General features: G+C 60.7%; 21 protein-coding genes. 18 read left to right on the forward strand and 3 right to left on the reverse strand.

Features of this window, described 5'->3' with window-relative positions; all coding sequences use genetic code 11:
• Nucleotides 1–2: 2 nt before the first annotated feature.
• From cobN to cobJ, 5 genes are read left to right on the forward strand one after another with little or no spacing between them, the layout of a single operon-like run.
• Nucleotides 3–3,296 carry a cobaltochelatase subunit CobN gene (cobN, locus tag AC2FGE_RS11775; RefSeq protein WP_496819406.1) on the forward strand — a complete coding sequence of 1,098 codons (3,294 nt, stop codon included), beginning with the start codon at nt 3–5 and terminating at the stop codon, nt 3,294–3,296.
• Nucleotides 3,293–4,420: a precorrin-3B synthase gene (cobG, locus tag AC2FGE_RS11780; protein ID WP_496819407.1), complete on the forward strand. Its 1,128-nt coding sequence runs from the start codon at nt 3,293–3,295 to the stop codon at nt 4,418–4,420. The genes cobN and cobG overlap by 4 nt, the downstream gene beginning before the upstream one ends.
• Entirely contained in the window at nt 4,420–5,049 is a 630-nt protein-coding gene (locus AC2FGE_RS11785; RefSeq protein WP_496819408.1) for a precorrin-8X methylmutase, read from the forward strand. Before cobG ends, AC2FGE_RS11785 begins: the two co-directional genes overlap by 1 nt.
• A complete protein-coding gene (locus tag AC2FGE_RS11790) occupies nt 5,046–5,774 on the forward strand; it encodes a precorrin-2 C(20)-methyltransferase (protein ID WP_496819409.1) in 729 nt (242 codons plus the stop codon). The genes AC2FGE_RS11785 and AC2FGE_RS11790 overlap by 4 nt, the downstream gene beginning before the upstream one ends.
• Complete coding sequence (gene cobJ / locus AC2FGE_RS11795) at nt 5,771–6,535, forward strand: precorrin-3B C(17)-methyltransferase (RefSeq protein ID WP_496819410.1); 765 nt, start codon at nt 5,771–5,773, stop codon at nt 6,533–6,535. Before AC2FGE_RS11790 ends, cobJ begins: the two co-directional genes overlap by 4 nt.
• On the opposite strand, the gene AC2FGE_RS11800 is transcribed toward cobJ, so the two are convergent.
• Nucleotides 6,526–7,257: a cobalt-precorrin-6A reductase gene (locus AC2FGE_RS11800; RefSeq protein ID WP_496819411.1), complete on the reverse strand. Its 732-nt coding sequence runs from the start codon at nt 7,255–7,257 to the stop codon at nt 6,526–6,528. The two genes, cobJ and AC2FGE_RS11800, sit on opposite strands and share 10 nt — an antisense overlap.
• On the opposite strand from AC2FGE_RS11800, the gene cbiE reads away from it, so the two are divergent.
• The 13 genes from cbiE to mdoH all read left to right on the forward strand — a co-directional run bounded on the left by cbiE (nt 7,256) and on the right by mdoH (nt 21,930).
• Nucleotides 7,256–8,455 (forward strand): precorrin-6y C5,15-methyltransferase (decarboxylating) subunit CbiE, encoded by a 1,200-nt coding sequence (cbiE, locus tag AC2FGE_RS11805; RefSeq protein WP_496819412.1) that lies wholly within the window; start codon nt 7,256–7,258, stop codon nt 8,453–8,455. The genes AC2FGE_RS11800 and cbiE overlap by 2 nt on opposite strands.
• Nucleotides 8,452–8,820 (forward strand): cobalamin biosynthesis protein, encoded by a 369-nt coding sequence (locus AC2FGE_RS11810; RefSeq protein ID WP_496819413.1) that lies wholly within the window; start codon nt 8,452–8,454, stop codon nt 8,818–8,820. The genes cbiE and AC2FGE_RS11810 overlap by 4 nt, the downstream gene beginning before the upstream one ends.
• A complete protein-coding gene (gene cobM / locus AC2FGE_RS11815) occupies nt 8,817–9,611 on the forward strand; it encodes a precorrin-4 C(11)-methyltransferase (protein ID WP_496819414.1) in 795 nt (264 codons plus the stop codon). The genes AC2FGE_RS11810 and cobM overlap by 4 nt, the downstream gene beginning before the upstream one ends.
• Nucleotides 9,604–10,920 carry a cobyrinic acid a,c-diamide synthase CobB gene (locus tag AC2FGE_RS11820; protein ID WP_496819415.1) on the forward strand — a complete coding sequence of 439 codons (1,317 nt, stop codon included), beginning with the start codon at nt 9,604–9,606 and terminating at the stop codon, nt 10,918–10,920. The genes cobM and AC2FGE_RS11820 overlap by 8 nt, the downstream gene beginning before the upstream one ends.
• The gene (gene cobA / locus AC2FGE_RS11825; RefSeq protein WP_496819416.1) at nt 10,917–11,645 is read left to right on the forward strand and encodes a uroporphyrinogen-III C-methyltransferase; all 729 of its coding nucleotides are present in this window, start codon (nt 10,917–10,919) and stop codon (nt 11,643–11,645) included. Before AC2FGE_RS11820 ends, cobA begins: the two co-directional genes overlap by 4 nt.
• The gene (cobF, locus tag AC2FGE_RS11830) at nt 11,638–12,387 is read left to right on the forward strand and encodes a precorrin-6A synthase (deacetylating) (RefSeq protein WP_496819417.1); all 750 of its coding nucleotides are present in this window, start codon (nt 11,638–11,640) and stop codon (nt 12,385–12,387) included. Before cobA ends, cobF begins: the two co-directional genes overlap by 8 nt.
• 58 nt (nt 12,388–12,445) lie before the next feature.
• Nucleotides 12,446–12,904 carry a DUF302 domain-containing protein gene (locus tag AC2FGE_RS11835; RefSeq protein ID WP_496819418.1) on the forward strand — a complete coding sequence of 153 codons (459 nt, stop codon included), beginning with the start codon at nt 12,446–12,448 and terminating at the stop codon, nt 12,902–12,904.
• 78 nt (nt 12,905–12,982) lie between these two features.
• Nucleotides 12,983–14,602, forward strand: coding sequence for a thiamine pyrophosphate-binding protein (locus tag AC2FGE_RS11840; protein WP_496819419.1), 1,620 nt, complete (start codon nt 12,983–12,985; stop codon nt 14,600–14,602).
• A complete protein-coding gene (locus AC2FGE_RS11845) occupies nt 14,589–15,773 on the forward strand; it encodes a CaiB/BaiF CoA transferase family protein (RefSeq protein ID WP_496819420.1) in 1,185 nt (394 codons plus the stop codon). The genes AC2FGE_RS11840 and AC2FGE_RS11845 overlap by 14 nt, the downstream gene beginning before the upstream one ends.
• 179 nt (nt 15,774–15,952) lie before the next feature.
• A complete protein-coding gene (locus tag AC2FGE_RS11850; RefSeq protein WP_496819421.1) occupies nt 15,953–17,323 on the forward strand; it encodes a tetratricopeptide repeat protein in 1,371 nt (456 codons plus the stop codon).
• A 28-nt stretch (nt 17,324–17,351) separates the two neighbouring features.
• Nucleotides 17,352–18,569, forward strand: coding sequence for an OpgC family protein (locus AC2FGE_RS11855; protein WP_496819422.1), 1,218 nt, complete (start codon nt 17,352–17,354; stop codon nt 18,567–18,569).
• Nucleotides 18,566–20,065, forward strand: a complete 1,500-nt coding sequence (locus tag AC2FGE_RS11860; RefSeq protein ID WP_496819423.1) for an OpgD/OpgG family glucan biosynthesis protein — start codon at nt 18,566–18,568, stop codon at nt 20,063–20,065. The genes AC2FGE_RS11855 and AC2FGE_RS11860 overlap by 4 nt, the downstream gene beginning before the upstream one ends.
• Entirely contained in the window at nt 20,062–21,930 is a 1,869-nt protein-coding gene (gene mdoH, locus AC2FGE_RS11865; RefSeq protein WP_496819424.1) for a glucans biosynthesis glucosyltransferase MdoH, read from the forward strand. Before AC2FGE_RS11860 ends, mdoH begins: the two co-directional genes overlap by 4 nt.
• On the opposite strand, the gene AC2FGE_RS11870 is transcribed toward mdoH, so the two are convergent.
• Together AC2FGE_RS11870 and AC2FGE_RS11875 are read right to left on the reverse strand one after the other, a co-directional pair.
• Nucleotides 21,931–22,749: a CE1 family esterase gene (locus AC2FGE_RS11870; protein WP_496819425.1), complete on the reverse strand. Its 819-nt coding sequence runs from the start codon at nt 22,747–22,749 to the stop codon at nt 21,931–21,933.
• A 5-nt stretch (nt 22,750–22,754) separates the two neighbouring features.
• Nucleotides 22,755–23,225 (reverse strand): rhodanese-like domain-containing protein, encoded by a 471-nt coding sequence (locus tag AC2FGE_RS11875; protein ID WP_496819426.1) that lies wholly within the window; start codon nt 23,223–23,225, stop codon nt 22,755–22,757.
• Nucleotides 23,226–23,442 lie beyond the last annotated feature (217 nt).

The raw sequence follows: 23,442 nt of genomic DNA on the forward strand, positions 1-23,442 counted from the left end.
ACATGCACGTTGTCTTCCGCGAAAGCCACGGGTTAGAGGAATCCGAGACCCCATTCGATCTGGGCCAAAGCCAGGCCGATCTGGTGGTGTTGTCGTTTTCCGATAGCGACCTTGGCGCTTTCGCGGCAGGCTGGCATCGCGGTGGTGGGCCCGAGGGTCGGATGCCGACCCTGCGGCTGGCAAACCTGACTGCGCTAAAGCATCCGCTGTCTGTCGATACCTATGTCGAACAGACGCTTGAAGGTGCAAAGGGCATCCTGATCCGCCTGATCGGCGGGGTACCCTATTGGTCCTATGGGGTGCAGCAGGTTCTGGCGTTGGCACAGACCAAGGGAATCGCAGTGGCCGTTTTGCCCGCAGACGGGCGCGAAGACACACGGTTGGATGACTATTCCACCCTGCCCGTCTCAACCCTGCGCCGCTTGGCGCATCTTTGCGATACAGGCGGTGAGGTCGCGGCGCAGGCTGCGCTGGCACAGATGGCATTGGCGGCGGGGCTTTATGCCGGGCCGGTGATGGGTGCAAAGACAATTCCCGAATGCGGTGCATGGTGCCCGGATCGTGGCGTAATCCCGGTGGATACCGCGTTCGAAGGCGATGCCAAACGCATCCTCGTGACGTTCTATCGCGCCTATCTGACCTCAGCCGACACCGCCCCTGTCGCGGCCCTGATCCGCAGCATCCGCGCGCGAGGCTTTGAGGCGGTGGGCCTGTTCGCCCCTTCGCTCAAGGCTCCGGCTGCCGCCGACTGGCTGCGTGAACAAGTGGTTGCCTTGGCCCCGTCCGCTATCATCAACGCGACATCTTTCTCGGGCAAAGGTGCATCGGGCAGCTCGCCGCTCGACGTTGCGAATGTCCCGGTGTTTCAAGTGGCGCTGGCCACCTCACGCCGCAAAGCCTGGGCCGAGGCGGAACGTGGCCTATCGCCTGCCGACCTCGCCATGCATGTGGTGCTGCCCGAGGTGGATGGGAGGATTTCCGCGGGCATTGCCTCGTTCAAGGAACCGGGCAGGCGCGATCCGCATCTTGAATACTCGCGCTTTGCCCACCGAGCTGAACCTGAGCGGATCGAAGCGATTATCGACCGCGTCTCAGGTTGGCTGAACCTGCATGGCACACCCAAAACCGATCAGACGCCTGCGCTGGTGCTGTCTACCTACCCTGGCAAGGATTGGCAGATGGCGCATGCAGTGGGTTTGGATGCGCTGGCTTCAGCCGAGGCAATGTTGTCAGACCTGCAAGACGAAGGATATGATACCGCCCCTGCCGAGCCGATTGCAGCAACGCTGCTGAACGCTCGGATGTCATGGCCACTGCAGGACTACCTGGCAGCATTGGCCGAACTGCCCGAGAACCTACAAACCGACCTTCAAACGGTCTGGGGCAAGCCAGAGGACGACCCGACCTTTACCGATGGCGCCTTCAATTTCACCGCCTTGCGGCGGGGCAAGGTGTTGGTCGCGCTGCAACCTGAACGCGGCACGCCCGAGCTGCGCGATGACGATTATCACAACCTGTCGCGCACCCCGCGCCACAGCTACGTCGCGTTTTATTTGTGGCTGCGCAAAGGGCTAGGCGCGGATGCCCTGATCCATATCGGGGCCCATGGCACGCTGGAATGGCTGCCCGGCAAGTCGGTCGCCCTGTCTGGCGAGTGCTGGCCCGAGGCGCTGATCCGTGATCTGCCCGTAATCTACCCCTTCATCGTCAACGACCCGGGCGAGGCTGCACAGGCCAAACGCCGGATCGGGGCTGTCACGCTGGGCCATATCCCGCCCCCAATGAAAGAGAGTGGCACACCGGATCGGATGGTCCGGCTGGAATCGCTGCTTGATGAGTTCTCAAACGCCGACGGGCTGGACCCCAAGCGCCGAGACCGGTTGCAAGAAGATATCCGCGACGAAGCGCAGGCCATCGGACTTGAAAGCGACCTTGGTCTCGATCAAGCCACCTGTACGGCAGAAGCGATCACCCGTATCGACCGGTTCGTCTGCGACATCAAGGAAAGCCAGTTCGGCGACGGGCTGCATATCTATGGCCGCGCGCCCAAGGTAACGGGCAACTTCGATCCCGCGCCCTCGGCCCGCGCAGAACGCAACGCCTTGCTGGATGCGCTGGCTGGCAAACGGATCGAGGCCGGGCCGTCCGGTTCCCCTTATCGCGGACGTTCCGACGTTCTGCCGACAGGGCGGAACCTCTTCACCACTGACCCGCGCTCGGTGCCGACCCGCGCGGCCTATACACAGGGTGTGAAACTGGCAGAGGAACTGGTGCGGCGCCATTTGCAAGAGGAAGGCGACTACCCCAAAGGTTTGATCATTGACCTCTGGGGTTCGGCCACCATGCGCACCGCCGGGGAAGAATTTGCCATGGCGTTGCACCTGCTGGGCGTCAAACCGGTCTGGGACAAGGGGTCCGAACGTGTTTCGGGCATCGAAGTACTGCCAATCACCGATCTTAGCCGCCCGCGTCTGGACGTCACGCTACGCGTGTCGGGCCTGTTTCGTGATGTATTCCCAACGCTCTCGGCGTTGTATGGTCAAGCTGTTCGCGCGTTGTCAGACCGCGATGAGGCACAGGACTGGAACCCCTATGCCGGGCAGCCCGTAGCGGCACGTGTTTTTGGCCCCGCCCCTGGTAGCTATGGTGTTAACATGACCGAGCTGTCTGAGATTTACACAGATGAAGCCCGCGCTCAGGCTGGCGAGGCGTGGTTGCAGGCCAGCTCTTTTGCGCTGGAAGGCGAGCATATCGCTCAGGACAAAGACGGCATCCTGCAGCGCGTGGCCAACGCCGACAGTTTCGTGCACCTGCAGGACCTGACAGAGACAGACCTGCTTCTGGCCAACGACTACGCCACGCATGAGGCGGGGTTCGCCGCCGCCAAGAAAGTGACCGGTGGCAAAGCGCAGCTTTATCATCTGGACAACACCAACCCGGACAAGCCGCATGCACGCACATTGCCTGAGGAAATCAGCCGCGTCGTTCATGCCCGTGCCGCCAATCCGAGTTGGATCGCAGGCATGCAACGGCATGGGTTCCGGGGCGCGGCCGAAATCGCCGCGACGCTGGATCACATGGCGTCATTTGCGCATCTATCCGGTACGGTCGCGCCACACCTATTCGACCTCTATCATGATGCCACGCTGGGCGACGCAGATGTGAATGCCTTTCTACAACAGGCCAATCCGCAGGCCCATCAGGCCATGCAAGACCGGTTCCGCGCGCTGTTGGAGGCGGGGCTTTGGGACACCCGTCGGAATTCGATCCGCGCGGATCTGGAGGGGCTGGGGTGAGCGCCCCGGTCGTGCAGGGTTGGTGTCCCGGTGCGCATCGCCCGATGATGTCCGGCGACGGGCTGGTGGTGCGGGTGCGGCCCCGACTGGCGCGTCTAGAACAAGATCAGATCTTGGGCCTGTGTGACCTGTCCGAACACTACGGAAACGGTACAATCGACTTGACCAACCGCGCCAACCTTCAGTTGCGCGGGGTGGCGGAGGCCGATCACCAAAAGCTGCTGCACGGGCTTGCTGCTTTGGACCTGCTGGATGCGGAACCCGGGATCGAAGTGCGCCGCAATATTCTAGTCTCGCCCCTATATCAGGCAGGCGATCTGACCGCACGGCTGACACAAGAACTGATGGACCGGCTGGGGGAATTGCCCTCACTGCCTGCGAAGTTCGGCTTTGCGATCGACACCGGCCCCGCCCGATTGCTGGCGGCGGATTCCGCCGATATTCGGCTGGAGACAAGCCCCAGTGGCCTGATCCTGCGCGCGAATGGCAGTGAAAGCGGCCGCCCCGTGACCGAAACGGATGCCATCAACCATCTGATCGCGCTGGCAGAATGGTTTGCCGAAAACCATAGCCTCGGCACCCGCCGCATGGCGCGGCTGATCACCGAAACGGACCTGCCAAAGGATTGGAGCGGCACCACCCCGGGAGCCGTCGGCGAGGCGATCCAGCCTGGCAGCTGCGACCTCGGATCCGTCTACGGCGCGGCGTTTGGACAATTGCCCGCACGCGCGCTTGCCGATTTGATCATCACCTCAGGTGCGGCGGCCCTGCGCGTTACCCCGTGGCGGTTGTTCCTGTTGGAAGGCGGGGCGGCGATACCCGCCCCAGAGTTTGTGACAGACGGCACCGACCCGCTGAGGACCACCGACGCCTGCCCAGGCGCGCCATACTGCCCGCAAGCGCAGGTGGAAACCCGAGACATCGCCCGCGCCTTGGCCCCCCGCATTCCCGGCAGCTTACATGTGTCTGGCTGTGCCAAAGGGTGCGCTCGGATGGCCTCTGCCGACATCACGTTGGTCGGCAACACCGGACGATTTGATCTTGTCAAACACGGCTGCGCGGGGGATGAGCCTTTCCAGCACGGCCTGACCGAAGAAACTCTTACCACCATGGACTTCACCTGATGCCCTATGAATACGAAACCAATGGCGCGGCAATCTACAAACAAAGCTTTGCCACCATCCGGTCCGAAGCCGATCTGGCCCGGTTTGACGCTGACGAGGAACAGGTCGCCGTCCGCATGATCCATGCCGCCGGTATGGTTGGGCTGGAAGAGTTCGTGCATTTCTCTCCCGGTTTTGTAGCCGCCGCGCGCACCGCGCTGGAAGCTGGTGCGCCGATCCTGTGCGATGCGCGTATGGTCAGCGAGGGCGTGACCCGTTTCCGCCTGCCCGCCGAGAATGAGGTGATCTGTACCCTACATGACGACCGCGTTCGCCCTTTGGCTGCGGAGATGAGCAACACGCGCTCTGCCGCTGCGCTGGAACTCTGGCGCCCACATCTGGAAGGTGCGCTGGTCGCGATCGGCAATGCCCCAACGGCATTGTTTCACATACTGAACATGCTGGAAGACCCCGATTGCCCTCGGCCCGCCGCCATCATCGGCTGCCCCGTGGGCTTTGTCGGCGCAGTGGAATCGAAAGATGCCCTGTGGGAAGCGCAGCCTGTGCCGTCCTGCATCGTCAAAGGTCGGCTGGGCGGCAGCGCGATTACTGTTGCGGCGATCAACGCGATTGCGAGCCGGGCGGAATGAGCGCAGGCACGATATATGGCGTGGGCCTCGGCCCCGGCGATCCGGATCTGATGAGCGTCCGGGCTGACCGCCTGTTGCGCAACGCGCGCCACGTGGCGTTCTTTCGCAAGCCGGGCCGCAACGGTCAGGCGCGCAAGATCGTGGACGGGATGATCCCCGGCAACGCGACGGAGTTTCCGATGGAATACCCCGTCACCACGGAGATTCCGCTGTCTGATCCGCGCTACAATGCCCTGCTTGCTGCGTTTTACGAGGATTGCGCCGCGCATCTGAAAAGCCTGGCAGACACAGGCGAAGATGTCGTAGTTCTGTGTGAGGGTGATCCGTTTTTCTACGGCTCTTTCATGCATCTTTACAGCCGCTTGCGCGGTGAGGCTCAAGTTGATGTCGTGCCCGCCATCACTGGCATGTCCGGGGCCTGGACCGCAACGGGCGACCCGATCACCTGGGGCGATGACGTCCTGACTGTTCTGATGGGAACATTGCCCGAAGATGATCTGGCCCGTCGTATGGAGCAAACCGACGCGTTGGTCGTTATGAAGATCGGGCGCAATATCGAAAAGGTCAAACGCGCCTTGAAAACCGCAGGCCTGTACGACCGCGCCTGGATCGTGGAATACGCCCAGATGCCCAATCAGCGGGTCTGCAAACTTTCCGATGATTGTGAAGAGATCACGCCCTATTTCTCGATCATCATCGTTCATGGTCAGGGACGGCGGCCATGAGCGGTTGGGTCAAGATCGCCGGGCTCGGACCCGGGGATGAAGCGCTAGTGACGCCCGAGGTTACTGCAGCCCTGGCCGAGGCCACGGATGTAGTCGGTTACATCCCTTATGTTGCCCGTGTGGCAGAGCGTGCAGGACTAACCCTGCATGCCAGCGACAATCGCGTTGAAATCGACCGCTCTCAGCATGCGCTCCAAATGGCATCCGACGGAAAACGGGTTGTTGTGGTCTCGTCCGGAGACCCCGGCGTATTTGCCATGGCCGCCGCCGTGTTCGAGGCGATGGAAAACGGCCCCGTTGAGTGGCGCGACATTCCTGTCGACGTGTTGCCGGGCATTACGGCCATGTTGGCCGCTTCGGCCCGCGCCGGTGCTCCGCTGGGGCATGATTTTTGCGCCATCAACCTGAGTGATAACCTTAAACCTTGGTCGCTGATCGAAAAGCGGCTACGTCTGGCTGCGCAAGGCGATTTCGCCATGGCGTTCTATAACCCCCGCTCGAAGTATCGCCCGGAAGGGTTTGTAAAGACGCTGGAAATCCTGCGCGAGGAATGTGAGCCAAAACGGTTGATCCTGTTCGCCCGCGCCGTGTCTCGCGCAGATGAGGCAATCCAGATTTCGACATTGGCCGAAGCGATCCCTGAAATGGCCGATATGCAGACGGTTGTGATCGTCGGTTCATCCTTGACCCGCGTGATCGAGCGGGACGGATCGCCGATTGTCTACACACCAAGGTTCACTTTGGCCGAGGGTCAGGGATGATCAAGCCAGTCCAAAACCTGGTCCACCGAAACCAGCCCCCGCCGAGGCGGAAGGCTGGGACGGTCAATCATCAGGACCTGCACACCCAGCGCCCGCGCAGCATCCAGCTTGGCGCGTGCACCCGTGCCGCCCGCGTTCTTGGAAACAACCAGTTCGACGCCGTGGCGCTTCATCAATGCAAGGTCGCCCTCAACGGTGAACGGCCCGCGCGAGACCACAACTTCGGCGTTGGGCAGCGGCACAGTTTCCGGTTCATCGACCAATCGCAACAAATAGTGATGTTGGGGTTGGGCCGCGAAATCCTGCAAGTGCATTCGACCCACAGCCAGAAACACACGCCGAGCGGGACCTTCAAGCGCCGCAACAGCTGCTGGGATATCCGGCACATGTTGCCAGCGATCGCCCTCTTGCGGGCTCCAGGCAGGTCGGGTCAAAGCGGCAAGCGGAACATCCGCCACTTTGCACGCAGCGATGGCGTTGGTGCTCATCTTCGCTGCGAAGGGGTGCGTTGCGTCCACAACATGCGTAATCGCGGTGTCGCGGATGTATCCGGTCAGCCCATCAACACCGCCGAACCCACCCACGCGAATCGGCAGCGGCTGCGGACGCGGATTGTCCACGCGCCCGGCATAGGAGTAAATTGCGCTCATCCCCCGTTCGGCAAGGCTACGGGCCAGCGCATTGGCCTCGGTCGTGCCGCCAAGAAGCAGGAGTTTGGGCATGCATGAAGCTCCGTGGCTGACCATTCTGGGACTGGGCGAAGATGGACTGGATGGCCTGCCGCCCGCAAGTCGTCAAGCCCTGGATCGGGCCGAAATCGTCATGGGCCCGCCCCGGCATCTGTCGCTGATCCCGGAAACTCAGGCCAAGCGGGTCGAATGGCCCGCGCCGTTTGCCGATGGAGTACCCATGCTAACCGACATGCGCGGGCGACTCACGGTTGTGCTGGCCTCAGGCGATCCGTTCTGGTTCGGGGCCGGTTCGGTCATTGCCCGGACCTTTGACGCGGGCGAATGGACCGCCCTGCCCGGTCAATCCACCTTTTCGCTGGCTGCTGCCCGATTGGGATGGCCGTTGGAAACCACACTGACCTTTGGGCTGCATGCCGCGCCCCTGACCCGGTTGCGCCCTCATCTGGCGCCGGGGCTGCGCGCGATCCTGCTGCTGCGCGACGGTAAGGCAGTGGCCGAACTGGCGACCTATCTGACAGAGACCGGTTTTGCCGACAGCGCACTGCACGTGATGCAAGCCCTTGGCGGACCGCGCGAAAACACGCAGACGGTTTCGCTGACCCAAGCCCTGCTGGGCACCTTCGATCATCCCGTCTGCGTCGGGCTTGAGGTTACCGGCCCCGGCCTGTCCTTCCCCAAAGCCTCCGGCAAGCCGGACGACATCTTTGAAACCGATGGTCAGATCACCAAACGTCCCATCCGCGCTTTGACTTTGTCCGCGCTGGCACCGCAAAGGGGCGAGCACCTGTGGGATATCGGTGGTGGCACCGGTTCCATCAGCATCGAATGGCTGATGTGCGACCCGACGCTGACCGCAACTTCGATTGAGCCGCTGGCAGAGCGCGCGGACCGCATTCGTCGCAATGCGGATACATTGGGGCAGGATCGTCTGGATGTCATTCATGGCACCGCACCTGAGGCGTTGTCAGGCTTGGCTGATCCAGACGTTGTATTCATCGGTGGCGGCTTGTCCGAGGCCTTGCTGATCTGGTTGCGTGACCACCTGAAAGCGGGCACGCGGCTTGTCGCCAATGCCGTGACGCTGGAAAGCGAGGCCTTGTTGGCGCAGTGGCACGAAACCCTTGGCGGGGATTTGCTGCGGATAGAATTAGCGCAGGCGGGCCCGCTGGGACCCCGACGCGGATGGAAATCTGCCTATCCGGTGGTGCAGTGGAGTGCGACCCTATGATCATCGCCGGTCTTGGGTTTTCCAGCGCCGCCACAGTGGACAGCTTAACGGCGGCCTATGATCTGGCGGCCTCTGGCCACATGGTGGACGCGTTGGCCACGGTCGCTGACAAAGATGGCCATGCCGCTTTGGCGGGGTTTGCTGCAACCATCGGTTTGCCGTTGCACCTGGTTGCCCCTGCGAACCTGGCCGATCAACGCACCCTGACATGTTCACCCCGCAGCCGTGCCAGCTATGGCACCGGCAGCGTGGCAGAAGCATCCGCATTGGCCGCTGCCGGATACGGCGCGCGGCTGCTTACACCCAGACAGATATCAGACGACCGGCTGGCCACCTGTGCCATCGCCATCGGAGGACAGATATGACCGTTCATTTCATTGGCGCCGGACCGGGTGCCGCCGACCTGTTGACCCTGCGCGGGCGCGATATCATCGCCTCTTGCCCCGTTTGCCTTTATGCGGGCTCGCTGGTGCCTGAAGAGATCCTGACCTATTGCCCCGAAGGCGCGAAGATCGTGAACACCGCGCCGATGGACCTGGATCAGATCATGGCCGAGATTGATGCCGCTCATCAGGCAGGTCAGGACGTGGCCCGTTTGCATTCCGGCGACCTGTCGGTCTGGTCGGCTATGGGGGAACAGATCCGCCGCTTGAAGGAGATGGGCATTCCGATAAGCGTCACCCCCGGCGTTCCGTCTTTTGCCGCAGCTGCCGCGGCTTTGGGGACCGAACTAACCCTGCCCGGCCTGGCACAATCAGTGGTTCTGACGCGGACGCCGGGGCGGGCTTCGTCAATGCCCGAAGGTGAGACGCTGAGTAACTTCGCGCGTACCGGCGCCACGCTGGCCATTCACTTGTCGATCGGCAATTTGGACAAGGTCATCGCGGATTTGACCCCAGCCTATGGTGCCGATTGCCCCGTGGCCGTTGTCTATCGCGCCAGTTGGCCGGACGAGCGGATCATCCGCGCGACGTTGGACACCCTGAAGGATGCGCTGGACGAAAGCATTTCGCGCACCGCTCTGATCATGGTCGGACCCGCGTTGGCAGGCGAAGGGTTTGACGAAAGCTGTCTATATTCAAAGACTTATGACCGTCGATATCGCCCACAAAGTGCGGATAGCCCATGGTCCAGCTGGGAGCACGGCGATGACTAATCCTCCGGGCATACTGATCTCGGCCCCGTCTTCGGGAACCGGGAAGACCACTGTCATGCTTGGCCTGTTGCGGGCATTGGCCGAGGATGGGTTGACCGTACAGCCATTCAAAAGCGGCCCCGACTACATCGACCCGGCCTTTCACCGGGCAGCGGCGGGGCGGGCCTCGTTCAACCTCGACAGTTGGGCGATGGGTGATCCGCTGCTGAATGCGATCTCTGCTCAGGCGGACGGGGCGGATATTGTCGTCGCCGAAGGTTCGATGGGCTTGTTTGACGGCGTGGCCAAGTCTGGAGAAACGGGGCATGGGTCAAGTGCCGAGACGGCGCAGCGAATGGGTTGGCCGGTGGTTCTGGTACTGGATGTCGGCGGTCAGGCGCAATCGGCCGCAGCCACTGCCCTTGGTTTCAAGATGTACAATCCCGATCTGCCCTTTGCAGGCGTGATCCTGAACCGCTGCGCCAGCCCCCGGCATGAGCGATTGACGCGACTGGGGATGGAACGCGCAGGTCTGCCGGTTTTAGGCGTGTTGCCGCGACGCGGTGATCTGGCCCTGCCCGAACGGCATCTGGGTTTGATCCAAGCTGTTGAGCATCCCGATCTGGAAAGCGCCATTGTGGGCTATGCAGCATTCCTGCGTGAGCATGTGGATTTGGAGGCGATCAAGCGGGCGGCCTCCTCAGGCCCGGCTGGGCCATCGTCAGCCGCGCTGCCGCGCCCCCCAGCCCAGCGGATTGCATTGGCCCAGGACGCGGCATTTTCCTTTACCTACCCACATTTGCTGGAGGGCTGGCGGGCGGCTGGGGCCGAGGTGCTGCCGTTCTCTCCTTTGGCAGATGAGGCCCCGGCCGCGGATGCCGATCTGGTCTGGTTGCCGGGCGGATACCCCGAGCTGCATGCGGGCAAGTTGGCTGCTGCTGACAGGTTTCTAACCGGATTGCGCCGCCACGCCGAAACCAAACCGGTTCACGGCGAATGCGGCGGGTACATGGCTTTGGGCGAAGGATTGATCGACAAGGACGGCACACGGCACAGGATGGCCGGGCTGCTTGGGCTGGTCACCTCCTATGAGAAGCGCAAGTTCAATCTGGGTTATCGCCGGGCCGAATTGCTAGCGCCGATGCCCGGGCTAGCCACAGGCACCGCCCTGCGCGGGCATGAATTCCACTATTCCTCGATCGTCGACCAACCCGATGCTCCGCTGGCGCGCGTCTTTGATGCCGAAGGCACGGAAGGCCCTCAAACCGGATCGGTGCGCGGCAATGTCACCGGCACGTTCTTTCACTTGATCGCCGAGGCTTCGGCATGAGTGGTTTTGTCTCGTTCATCGGCTCCGGTCCCGGTGATCCGGAACTGCTGACACTCAAGGCCGTAGACCGGCTACAGAAGGCCGATGCTGTGTTGTTTGATGACCTGAGCAGCGGCCCGATCCTGAGCCATGCGCGCGAAGATGCAGATTTGGTTGGGGTCGGAAAGCGCGCTGGTCGCCCATCGCCCAAGCAGAACCATGTCAGCCGCTTGCTGGTCGAATATGCCCAGACAGGGCAGCGTGTTGTGCGACTGAAATCCGGGGATGGCGGGTTGTTTGGTCGGTTGGAAGAAGAACTGGTGGCGTTGCGCGAGGCCGGGATCGATTATGAGATCATACCGGGCATCCCCTCTGCTGTTGCAGCGGCTGCCTCGGCCGGTATTCCCCTGACCCGCCGCCTGACTGCACGCCGGGTGCAGTTTGTTACCGGCCACGATGTAAGCGGGCAGTTGCCCGAGGACCTGAACCTGCCTGCCCTGGCCGATGGGCTGGCCACAACGGTTGTATTCATGGGCAAGCGCACCTTTCCCTTGCTGGTCGACGCGCTGCATGCTCATGGTTTGCCGTTGGAGACGCCTGCGTTGCTTGCGGAATCCGTTTCGACCCCGGATCAGGTCCTTCATCGCTCGACCATCGGCGCACTGGCCGACAAGCTGAAATCCGAGGTCGGAACGGCCCCGGCGCTGATCCTCTATGGCCCGTTGGCGGAGTTCGAGGATGCTTGAATTGACGCTGATCGGTATCGGCACCGGCAACCCCGATCATGTGACCCTGCAGGGTATGCAAGCGATGCGAGAGGCCGATCTGATACTGATCCCACGCAAAGGCGACAACAAGGCCGATCTGGCCGGGGTGCGGGAAGAGATCATCGCAAAGGCTTGTGAAACGCCGCCTCAAATCGCCTATTTCGACATCCCCAAGCGCCGCTCGGATGAGGGATATCTGCAAGGTGTCGACGACTGGCATGACGCCATTGCATTGCGCTGGCAGGCAGCCATAGCAGAGTACCCGGATGCAACCAAAGTGGCGCTGCTGATCTGGGGCGACCCATCGCTCTATGACAGTTCTCTGCGCATCGCAGCCCGATTGCACCCGCAGCCCCGCAAACGAGTCATCCCGGGGATCACCGCTCTACAAGCCCTGACCGCCGCGCATGCGATCCCGATCAATGATATTGGCACACCTTATGTGGTCACAACCGGCCGGTGCTTGCGTGATGAAGGCTGGCCTGCGGATGCTTCAAAAGTTGCCGTGATGTTGGATGGGGAATGCTCATTCCAAAGCCTTGAAATGGCGGATTTTGACATCTGGTGGGGCGCTTATGTCGGGATGAAAGAGGAAATCCTGATCCATGGTCCGCTGATCGACGTTGCCCAACAGATATTGGACACTCGCGCCAAGGCCCGCGCCAATCACGGCTGGATCATGGACATCTATCTGCTGCAAAAAATCCACACGGTAATGTGAGTGCACGCCTCCTCGAAGTCTGGCATCAAGAACGAACCAACTGTCGGAGGTCTTTGATATGAAAGCCCTGTTCGTAGCCCTGTGCCTGTTTGCTTCGTCTGCCCTGGCCGATCAGGCACTGCCCGGCTGGGCAGTGTATAAGACCGATAAGACCTATGAGGCCCTAGTCGCGGACACCAAGACCGCGGTCAAAGCAAACGGGCTGATCGTGGTGACTCAGGCTGGACCAACCAAGGCGGCAGCAGCGCGCGGCATCACCATCCCCGGCAATCGGGTGATCGGCGTGTTCAACAATGACTATGCCGTGCGGGTTCTGGAAACTTCAACCGAGGCGATGATCGAAGCCCCGATCCGGTTCTATGTCACCGAGAATGAAGACGGAACTGCGACCCTGTCCTACAAAACACCCAGCTTTGTCTTCGCCCCATATGCCGACCAAGGTGGCGTGGCCTTGTCCGACATCGCGGTAGAACTGGACGCAAAATTTCAATCCATCGCGGAATCGGCGCTCAAATAGTCACACTGGCGTGATCCGGCTTGCCTCTTGCACGAAGGTCAGACATCTGCTTGGCAAAGAAAATTCCGGAGCTGATTGATGCACGACCTGTCCCCACGCGCGGCTGATTTGCTGGCACAACGCTTGTATGAGGCCGGATGCCGTCATGCTTTTGGCATGCCCGGCGGCGAGGTTCTGACGCTGGTCGACGCATTAGAACAGGCAGGGATCACCTTTCATCTGGCCAAACATGAAAACGCGGCCGGATTCATGGCCGAGGCCGTGCATCACCGCGACGGCGCGCCCGCCATTCTGGTTGCCACCATTGGTCCGGGCGCGATGAACGGGATCAACGTTGTTGCCAACGCGTTTCAGGATCGGGTGCCGATGATTGTCCTGACAGGCTGCGTCGATCCCGATGAGGCGTTGACCTATACGCATCAAGTGATGGATCACAGTCAGGTCTATCGCTCGATCACCAAGGCCACCTTTGTGATGACCTCGGAAGGCGCTGATATCATTGCGGATAAGGCCGTATCCCTGGCCAACCAACCCCGACCCGGCCCGGTACATATCGATGTACCAATCTCGGTTGCCGATACGCGCGTGTCTTCGACCAAGCGTCGGCGTTTGGCCAAGGTCGCAGCCGTGGCCCCGGAAGGCGATTGCCTCGACAAGGCGCGTCGTTGGGTGGCCGAGGCTGAGCGCCCCGTGGCGATCATTGGGCTGGACGTTCTTTACGATGACTCGTGCAGCGTGGTGCAGGCGTTTCTGGAACATTTCAACATCCCCTTTGTGACAACCTACAAGGCCAAGGGTGTCGTCCCCGAAGATCACCCGCTTTGTCTGGGTGGTGCAGGGCTGTCGCCTTTGGCTGATAAGCATTTGATCCCGCTGATCGAACAATCCGATCTGGTTCTGTGCTTGGGCTATGACCCGATCGAGATGCGCCCCGGCTGGCGTGAAATCTGGGATCCGGACCAAAAGCGCGTCATCGATATCTCGGCTGTGGTCAATGATCACTACATGCATCAGGCCGGGCTGAACCTGGTGGCCGATACAGGCGAAACCCTTGAAGCCATGGCCAAAGGCACACCCGCCCGCGCCACCTGGCCCGGTGGTGAACCCGCTCAGGTCAAGGCAGCGCTGGCGCAAGCCTTCCCGCAAGACGACGACTGGGGGCCTGCCGCAGTCATCGCCGAGACACGCGCAACCCTTCCTAAAAACACTCTTGCTACAGCAGACAGTGGGGCGCACCGCATTCTTCTAAGCCAGATGTGGGATTGTCACGAGCCGCGCGGGCTGATCCAGTCTTCGGCGCTTTGCACGATGGGATGTGCGCTGCCCATGGCCATCGGTTTGAAACTGGCCGAACCGGATCGACCAGTCATCAGCTTCTCGGGCGATGCCGGGTTTCTAATGGTGGCCGGAGAGCTGTCGACCGCCGCCGAGCTGGGCGGCAATCCAATCTTTCTGGTCTTTGTCGATGCAAGTCTTGCGCTGATCGAGCTGAAACAGCGCCAGCGCCAGATGGGCAATCGGGGTGTTGATTTCGACCGCCACGACTTTGCAGCCATCGGGCGCGCCTTCGGAGGCTATGGACATACTGTTCGCAACCGCGCAGAACTGCGGTCGGCGTTGCAAGAGGCGGTCAAGGCCGACCGCTTCACTGTGATCGCCGCCGAGATCGAGCGTGGAGGATATGATGGCCGCATCTGACGGGCCGCTGAAAGGCGTCAAAGTACTGGACCTGTCTCGCATTCTGGCCGGACCGACCTGCACACAATTGCTGGGCGATCTGGGCGCAAGCGTCATCAAGGTTGAAAACCCGGCCTCGGGCGGGGATGACACGCGGCAATGGGGCCCGCCATATGTGACGGATGCCGAAGGCAACCGCTCGGACCTGAGCGCCTATTACATGTCGGCCAATCGAAACAAGAAATCCGTCGCCGTCGACATTGCAACGCCCGAGGGGCAGGCCGAAATCAAGCGTCTGGCCTCGCATGCTGATATCCTGATCGAGAATTTCAAACCCGGCGGATTGGCGAAATACGGGCTGGATTACAACAGCTTATCGCAGGATCTTCCCGGCCTCGTCTATTGTTCGATTTCCGGCTACGGCCAAACCGGACCCAATTCCAGCAAGCCCGGATATGACCTGATGGCACAAGGCTATGGTGGGATCATGTCACTGACCGGCGACCCCGACGGCGCGCCTATGAAAGTAGGCGTAGGCATCTCTGATGTCATGTGCGGAATGTACGCCGCTGTCGGCATTCTGGCCGCCCTGCGCCACCGCGATCTGACCGGTGAAGGGCAGCAGGTCGATCTGGCGCTGGTGGATTCGCAGGTGGCCTGGCTGATCAACGAAGGCGTCAACTATCTGACCTCGGGCGATGTTCCTCAGCGACGTGGCAATGGACATCCCAATATCGTGCCATATGAGGTCTATCAGACCGCCGATGGCCACGTGATTTTGGCTGTTGGCAATGACAGCCAGTTCCGCCGTTTTTGCGATTTCATCGGCCATCCCGACCTGGCCGATGACCCGCGTTTCGCCACCAACCCGGTCAGGCTGGAGCATCGCGAAGCACTGAATGCTATCCTGCGGCCTGCGCTCCAGTCACACAGTACGCAAACCGTGATCACCGAACTCGAACTTCGAAAAGTCCCTGTTGGTCCGGTACAGACATTGGATCAGGTGTTCGACACCGATCAGGTGGATGCGCGCGAGATGCAGATCACCATGCAAGCCGAACCGGGTGAGGTGAATCTGATCGGGAATCCGCTGAAACTGTCCCGCACGCCTGTAACATACCGGCACGCCCCGCCGCTGTTCGGTGCAGACACTGATGACATTTTAGGCGCTGAAAACCCCTTTGAAGACTGAAACACTTGCCCATTTCGGCGGCAAGTTGCTGAAACATGCCCTTGAATCGGCGGTTTTTTTCAATTTTCGCACACACGGGTTTTCACCAATTCGAGAGCAGGGTCGATACTGTTACGACGCGCCCGCACACTCTGATAAATCAAACAGTGTCGAATATCTCAGTCGGATTGGACCCAAGTATGAAACAAGACGTTTTTGGACAGATAAACACTTTGACCCACTCGGCCAGCGCCGAAGCGTGGGACGGTGTTCTGCTTGGGTTCATGGCGCATGCAGCAATCACCCCTCAGCATTTGGGTAAGGTGCTTGAGCTGGAACCGGATTTTGCCCTTGGCCATGCGATCAAGGGCCTGTTCATGGTTCTGCTGGGGCGGCGCGAAATGCTGCCCGTTGCGACCGAAGCGCTGACTGCGGCCACCACTGCGATGGAACGCCAACCCGTATCAGCCCGCGAACGGCTGTATGTTGAGGCCCTGTCGCTTTATCTGTCCGACCTACCCACGCAGGCGATCCAGAAGTTCGAAGAGATTCTGCGCGCCCATCCAACTGATACGCTGGCGATGAAACTCAGCCATGCGACCCGGTTTGTTCTGGGGGATGCCGAGGGGATGCGGCGGTCGATCGAACGCATCTTGCCCGCCTATGAGCCCGATCATGCCGGGCGCGGCTACCTGCTGGGTTGCCACTCCTTTGCGCTGGAAGAAACCGGCGCCTACCAGAAGGCCGAGATTGCCGGGCGCCAGGCGCTTTGGATGGTGTCGGACGATGCCTGGGGCCTGCATGCGGTGGCCCATGTGCATGAGATGACGGGCAATGCCCAGTTGGGCCTAGATTGGCTGGCCGGGCGCGAAGACGCCTGGGCGCACTGCAACAATTTCCGCTATCACGTCTGGTGGCACAAGGCATTGATGCATCTGGATCTGGGTCAGGTCGATCAGGTGATGGCGCTTTATGACCAACATATCCGTAAGGACAAGACGGATGATTACCGCGACATCTCGAACGCCACATCGCTGCTGTCTCGGTTGGAGCTCGAGGGCGTCGATGTCGGCAACCGCTGGGAAGAACTGGCCGATCTCAGCGCCGCCCGAACCGAAGATGGCTGTCTGATCTTTGCCGACCTGCACTATCTGCTGGCTCTGACCGGTGACAATCGCGGAGATGCGACCGGCAAAATGCTGCAGCGTATCCAGAAAGATGCGCAGCGCAATCAGGGCGACACCCCGATCCGCATGTCTGATCCGGGCATCGCAGCCGCCAAGGGGCTTGAGGCGTTTGGCGACGGGCTCTACGGCGCGGCCTTTGACTTCCTGTCAACCGCTCGGGCCGGTATGCAACTGGCCGGTGGCAGCCACGCCCAGCGTGATGTATTCGAGCGCATCACAATTGATTCCGGCCTGCGTGCTGGTCGTCTGGATGCGGTCGAGCGCATTCTGGATGATCGCCGCGCGAAACGCGCCGGGGGTGAGGACAATTACGCACTAGCGCGCCGTGCATTGATCGAAGCGGCCCGCGACAGCGGAGACGCACAAAGCGTCCCGGCTGAATAACCAAAAGACCAAGAAGGACAGAAAACGTATGGCGACTATTTCGCCCGCTTCTGATTTTGCGCCTGCGGCGGCCCATTCGGCTGCCCCGGCCACGATACGCGATCCGCGACTGGATTTTTACCGCGGAATTGCGATGTTCATTATTCTGGTGGCCCATATCCCGGGCAATCCTTGGACAAGTTGGATTCCGGCCCGGTTCGGGTTTTCTGATGCGACCGAGATTTTTGTGTTCTGTTCCGGCATGGCTTCGGCCATCGCCTTTGGCGGTGCGTTTCTGCGCAAGGGTTGGAGGATGGGTACGGCTCGCGTGGCGTTCCGCATCTGGCAAGTCTATTGGGCCCATATCTGTCTGTTCTTCTTTGTCGCCATGACCATGGCCGCACTGGACCAGACCGGTGCGTTTGAAAAGACTTACATCTCATCCCTGAACCTTCAGCACTTCTATAAGGACCCGGCCTCTCAGATGGTGGGGATTTTCACGCTGACCTATGTGCCGAACTACTTTGACATCCTGCCGATGTATCTGGTGGTTCTGGCAATGATGCCGCTTTACATGGCGCTGTATCGGGTCAACTTCTGGCTGATGGTCGCCGTTTCCGTGGCGATCTGGTTTATCGCGCAAACCGGCGCACTGGCGCTTCCAGCCGAGCCGTGGTCGGATCGTCAATGGTTCTTCAACCCGTTTGGCTGGCAATTGCTGTTCTTCACCGGCTTTGCCTTCATGCGTGGCTGGATCCCGGCCCCTACGGTCTCAAAAACGCTGATCTGGGCAGCGATTGCCTTTCTGGTTCTGTCCGCGCCGATTGGGTCCTGGAAGGTATTTCTGTGGGTACAATCCGCGGCCCCGGGCCTGGCCGAGCAAATCCGCGACATCTGGCCCCTGACCAAGGAACTGCGCGGCAAGACCGAGTTCGGCCTGTTCCGCTATATCCACTTCCTGTCACTGGCCTATCTGGGTTGGGTCGTCGCCGGTGAACATGGACACCGCCTGATCGCTTCGGGGCACAGCCTTGGTGCGCGCATCTGGCAGGTGGTGTTGAAACTGATCACCAAAGTGGGTCAGCAGTCACTCGCCGTCTTCGTCTTTTCGATGGCTGCAGCGCGCCTGATCGGCGTTGCTTTGGATCAGGCTGGGCGGGATTTTGCCACCGTCTTCGCCGCCAACACGATTGGCTTTGCCATGATCATCGCGGTGGCCTATCTGGCGGCTTGGTTCAAATCACAGCCTTGGAAATCAAAGAGATGACCCTGACGCGCCGCGCATTTCTGGCTTCTACTTCAGCGCTATTGCTGGCGCCGGCCACCTTTGCCTCTGGCGGTGCAGTGCCGTTTGACCGCAACCATGTGATCGAGTTGGCCCGCGAACTGGCCAGCCGCCCCTTTGCCGAGCGTGAGATGGTACCGCAGGAATGGCAGGACCTGACCTATCAACAATACCGCTCGATCAGGTTCCGGCTGGACCGCGCGCTCTGGTACGAGACCGAGACACCTTTCAACGTCGATTTCTTCACGCCCGGCCTGTATTTCCCGCGCACGATTCAGGTCTCGACCGTCGAGAACGGGATGGCCAAGCCGGTCGCTTTCGATCTTGAGATGTTCGACAAGGCCGAAGAGGTCCCGACCCTTCCCATCGACGAAACCCTGGGTTTCTCTGGCCTGCGTCTGCGCACCGAAATGCACCGCCCAGGTGAAACCGATGAGTTCTGCGTCTGGCAAGGGGCCAGCTATTTCCGCGCCATCGGTCTGCACGAGGTTTACGGCCTGTCCGCACGCGGTCTGGCGCTGAAAACCGGCGACCCGGATGGCGAGGAATTCCCCGAATTCATTCGCTTCTGGCTGGAACGCCCGGAACCGGGCCAACGCAACATGGTGGTTCACGCCCTGATGGACAGCCCCAGTGTGACCGGGGCTTACCGGTTCAACGTGACCGCAGGGGCCGATTGCATCATGGATGTCGAGGCCACCTTGTTCCCACGTACCGAACTGGATCATGTCGGCATTGCGCCCGGAACCTCGATGTTCCTGTTCGATCAAACCAACCACAGCCGCTTTGATGATTTCCGCCCCGCCGTCCATGACAGCGACGGGCTGCTGATCCGCAACGGCGCGGGAGAGGTGATCTGGCGGCCTTTGGCCAACCCGACCCGCCTGCAAATTTCGTCCTTCGTGGATACCAACCCCCAAGGGTTCGGTCTGATGCAGCGCAAGCGCGCATTTTCAGACTATGCAGATCTTGAGGCGAACTATCACAAGCGCCCCAGTCTATGGGTCGAGCCCGGCTCTGATTGGGGCAAAGGCACGGTAACACTGGTTGAGATTCCCGCCGATCAGGAGATCTACGACAACATCGTTGCCTATTGGCGTCCGGCAGAACCCTATGCTGCTGGTAGCCAAGTTGATCTGACCTATCGTCTGATTTGGGGTGAAGAACCGCAGCGCACCCCAATGCCGAGTGTGATCAACACCGCGATGGGTGAAAACACCTTTGGCGAAGGCCGTCTGGCCGTGATCGATTTCGAACCCAGTGAGCTGTTTGATGATCTGGACGCGGTTACCATCTTTGCCAACTCGCCTCATGCGGAAACCTCGGACGGTGTGTTGCAACGCAACCCCGATACTGGCGGTGTGCGTCTGGCGTTTTCCTTCCAACCCGGTGAACGTGACCACGTCGAACTGCGTGCACAACTGCGGGTCAACAAACGCCCGGCCTCCGAAGTGTGGCTGTATCGTTGGACCGCATGAACAGCGATTTGCATATCATGCCACCCGAGGCGCCGCTGGCCATGCCCGCGCAGGATTTCAGCGCCGGGTTCCGCGATGCCGAGGTGCCATTAAGCAAACATCGCTCAGCCGGGTTCTGGCGCGCGCTGGCTTTCTCACCGGCCATGGCGGCCACACTTGGCCTGCTATGGGTGATGACCGACTGGTTCGGGGCCGAAGGTATCAACCTGGTCGAAGGCATTCTGCTGGCGCTGATCTCATTCAACTTCTTCTGGATCTCGTTCACGGTCTGCACCGTCCTGCTGGGCATGATCTCGCTTTCGCGGCAAGAACGCCCGGTCGCTCAGGTTCGCGCGCAGCCGCTGCGTGTCGCCTTGTTAATGCCGATCTACAACGAAGTGCCATGGTTTGTACTGGGCAATGCTCGCACCATGCTAGAACAGCTGCGCGCACGCGGCGGACGGCACGAATACGCCATGTTCATCCTGTCGGATACACGCGACCCCGAAATCGCCGCACAGGAACAAGCCAGTATCGAGGCGCTGCGCACCACGCTGGCCCCCGATCTGAAACTCTACTATCGCCGCCGCGGACAGAACACGGACCGCAAAGTGGGCAACATCGCCGATTGGGTCAGCCGCTGGGGTGGCGATTGGGATGCGATGTTGGTGCTGGATGCGGACAGTCTGATGACCGGACGCGCCATCGCCCGCCTGACGGATTCTCTGGCCCGTGACCCCAGTGCGGGGCTGATCCAAAGCTATCCGCAACTGATCGGCGCGCAGTCGGTCTTTGCGCGGATGCAGCAATTCGCCAATGGCGTCTATGGTATTGCCTTTGCCGAAGGTCTGGCCCGTTGGTGCGGACAAGAAGGCAATTACTGGGGTCATAACGCCATCATCCGCACCAAAGCTTTTGCTACTTGTGCGGGCTTGCCCAAGCTGCGTTCGTTCAACGGGCAAGACACGCTGATCATGAGCCACGACTTCGTCGAAGCTGGTCTGCTGCGGCGTGCTGGGTGGGGAGTGCGCTTCCTGCCGCGCATCCGTGGATCATACGAAGAAACACCACCCACCCTCATCGACCACGCCATGCGGGATCGCCGCTGGTGCCAGGGGAACCTGCAACATCTGAAACTGCTTGGCTCGCGCGGGTTCCGCTCGGTCTCGCGGTTTCACATGTTCCATGGTGCGGTCGGCTATCTCATGTCACCGCTATGGTTTGCGCTGCTGCTGATGTGGGCGCTGATCGGTCAAGGCGAAGAAGCGTCGGTTCTGCACTATTTCAGCCCCGACAACCCTTTGTTCCCGCAATGGCCCGAGATGAGCGAAACCCGCCACGTGCTGATCATTCTGGTGATGTATGCCATGCTGCTGGCCCCCAAAGTCTTGGGCGTGGCCGCCCTGCCGCTGAGCGGTGTCCGCTATTCAGATTTCGGTGGCTGGCGGCGGTTCTTTACCTCGTTCCTGTTCGAGGTCATCCTATCGATCCTCTACGCGCCGATCCTGATGGTGCAGCAGATGATTGCCGTGTTCCGCACCGCCTTGGGCCTGCAAAAAGGTTGGTCCCCGCAGGCGCGTAACGGAGGCAGCTATAGTCTGCGCACATTGATCTTCTGCCATGCATTGGAAACCGTTAGCGGCGTCGCGCTCAGTGTAGGGATTATGGCCGGACTGGTTTCGGTTTGGCTGGCCCCGATTGCGATCAGCTTGGCATTTGCGATTCCGCTCTCAGCACTTAGCGGTGTCTCTGCAGGGGCTGCACGCCAGATGGTCGGAATGCGCGAGGACTTTGCCGAGCCGGATATCACCCGCTCAGCACGTCGTCATCGCGATGAGCTGAAACGTCTGATCGAAGGTAAAAGCAGCATGACACCGGCAGAGTAATCAACCGCCGGGCAGACCTTCGTACCAATCCACCATCATGTCCGCCCAACCATTGGGAACGGTATGGCCGCCCGGGAACAGAGCAAATTCGAGCGCGCTGCCATCAGCGCAGCCGCTCCAATACCGGCGCATGAACGGACCGGTCGTGGTGAACCCGCTGGGCTTGGTGTCAACGCATCCGTTGGCAATACGCCAGATTTCAAGCCCGGCAAAGATATCACCCTGATGAAAACGACCACCCCCAAGCAGCCGTCCTTCGAGCGGCACAACATTGTCTATCCAGCCATGGGTATGGAACAGGCGCACCGGCCCATTGCAGGCTTCTGGATGTGGTCGCCAGAACCCGCCGGAAACCGGCACATAGGCCGAGAAGGTCTCGGGCGCGTCGCAGGCCAGGTAGTTCACCATGAACCCTCCGGCCGAGAACCCGCCCAGAACGGCGCGATCGCTATCGATGCCGAACCGCTCTGCCGCATCGCTTACAACTTCGCTTAGAAAGACAGTCTCATCCCGTTCGCCGAAGCCCGGGTAAAAGTTCCAACTTTTGGTGCCGCCGCGATCCGGTCGCTCCAGCCCCTCGGGGGCCATGACGGCGTATCCACGGGCCAATAAGGGCTCGACCATGCTGCGGTTGTTCATGGTGCCGGAGCCGCTGCCGCCATAGCCATGCAAGAACACCAGCAAAGGCGGGTTTTCGGCACTGGGCAGTTCGATGTGATATTCGCCCAAGGCGGTCTTGCACGTGCCTTCATCCGGGCCACAATCAGCATATGCGGACTGGGCCGCAACGACCAAACAGGCAGACAACCAGTACTTCATCTTGCTCAGGTCTCCTCAGAATACGTCTCGACCGGTAATCCGGACCGAACCCAACCCGGCCCTGCCGCTGATCCCAGCATACCTTCCGGCACGTCGATTATATTGGTAAATCCCGCCTCGGTCAGTTGATTGCTCAGCCGCGCTGACCGCACGCCGCGCGCACAGATCAGGGCAATCGGTCCGGCTTGATCCCCGCCGGTCAATTGCAGCAAAGCTGGCACGAAATCATCCCGGCGCATATCCAGCGGCTGCGCGCCCTGCGCGATGCCTGTCGCCTTCCATTCGCGCGGGGTGCGAATATCAACCAGCAGGATGTCACCTGAGACCGCACTTTGATGCGCCCGCGCGACATCAAGCTGACCGCCCGAATAATTCTGTGGGATCAAACGGTATTCGCGGATTGCAAAGCCAACGACCAGGGCCGCGCCGCCCCCCAGCAAAACCCACCTTCGGGCGCGGTTTGTATTCTCAGCCATGCGGCACCCTTTTGCGTTGACCGCCTTGTTGTAACACATCAAAGACGAAGACGCTTTGGTCAAGAATGGCCACCACGATCAAGTTCGCGTCATTATCACGCAGCAGGGTTCCGCCCGAAATACGTCCTTTAGTCCTTTTCGAAACCTTGCAATTTCCCGGCAGCCAATAAATTATCCTTCAGAATTCAGTCATATCGACCGCCCACACCGGAGTATC

This window comes from Ruegeria sp. YTSA075 (genome assembly GCF_059610245.1).